The organism is Spiroplasma sp. ChiS (assembly GCF_002968355.1).
In the GTDB taxonomy this organism is placed as follows: Bacteria; Bacillota_I; Bacilli_A; order Mycoplasmatales; family Mycoplasmataceae; genus Spiroplasma; species Spiroplasma citri.
On the sequence record NZ_PUUH01000142.1, the window covers coordinates 1 to 1228 of the forward strand.

The window sequence follows — 1228 nt, forward strand, 5'->3', positions numbered from 1 at the left end:
AATCAAATAACATAACTAGTGTGCCATAGATGAGTTATTCATCTTGTTATATTAGAATTATTTAATTTTACTAAAAAAGATTTTTAAATACCCAGTTTTTCAATCAACTTCTATCCTTGAATTTTCCAAATTATTATAAAGTCAAATTTTTTCTTTGTTTATATACTTAATTTGATTTAATAAAACTTTGTGATTTTCACAAGTTCATAAAATTTTATTTGTTTCAAATTCTTCGGTGATAAATGATGATAATTTATAACAATTAATAACATCACATATTTTTTGTTGTTTAATAATTTTCATTTTTATAAATCAAAATCAAATAACATAACTAGTGTGCCATAGATGAGTTATTCATCTTGTTATATTAGAATTATTTAATTTTACTAAAAAAGATTTTTAAATACCCAGTTTTTCAATCAACATCTATCCTTGAATTTTCCAAATTATTATAAAGTCAAATTTTTTCTTTGTTTATATACTTAATTTGATTTAATAAAACTTTGTGATTTTCACAAGTTCATAAAATTTTATTTGTTTCAAATTCTTCGGTGATAAATGATGATAATTTATAACAATTAATAACATCACATATTTTTTGTTGTTTAATAATTTTCATTTTTATAAATCAAATTTAATATTAACCATAATAAATATCTTCAAATCATTCTGTTTTTCCGCGATGTTTAACTTTATGAATTCGCTTTGGCATTCCGCATTTACTGCATCTAATCATAATATTGATTTTTTCCATTTTTAGTTTCTCCAATCTAATATTTAATGATTGATTTATTAATATAACTAAGTGAAACAAAACAAGGACAACACCTTTACTAAGTAAGTATATGTGTTATTTACTAATTTATTAATTTAATATTGAAAATATATTTATTCATTATCGTTTTTTCCTTTATTGTTATTGTGTTTTTTTAAAGATGCTGTCCTTGTTTTGAATCAATTAGTTATTTTGGGTTTTTTCAAATAAAAAAACAACCCTTTAACAAGAGTTGCTTTTTTGGAACTTCATCGTACATTATACATTTTTAAGATAATTAAATTCTTTTCACCATATTTATTGATTAAATATTCTCAGTCTCAGGTTGAATTGATATTTACATCTTCAATATCAGTACCAGTTATATATTCACCAAGAGGATTTTTACAAGGGCGATTACCTTTTTCTGAACGATAACATAAAATATATTTATTCATTATCGTTTTTTCCTTT

The 1228-nt window shown here is 21.5% G+C and carries 3 protein-coding genes; all 3 read right to left on the reverse strand.

The features are described from left to right. Positions 1 to 57: 57 nt before the first annotated feature. Positions 58 to 303: a hypothetical protein gene (locus C6B38_RS04430; RefSeq protein ID WP_105298802.1), complete on the reverse strand. Its 246-nt coding sequence runs from the start codon at positions 301 to 303 to the stop codon at positions 58 to 60. A gap of 70 nt (positions 304 to 373) precedes the next feature. Then, entirely contained in the window at positions 374 to 619 is a 246-nt protein-coding gene (locus C6B38_RS04435) for a hypothetical protein (RefSeq protein ID WP_071891715.1), read from the reverse strand. A gap of 269 nt (positions 620 to 888) precedes the next feature. Continuing rightward, a partial coding sequence (locus tag C6B38_RS04440; protein ID WP_233485530.1) for a hypothetical protein occupies positions 889 to 1228 on the reverse strand: 340 nt, incomplete at its 5' end.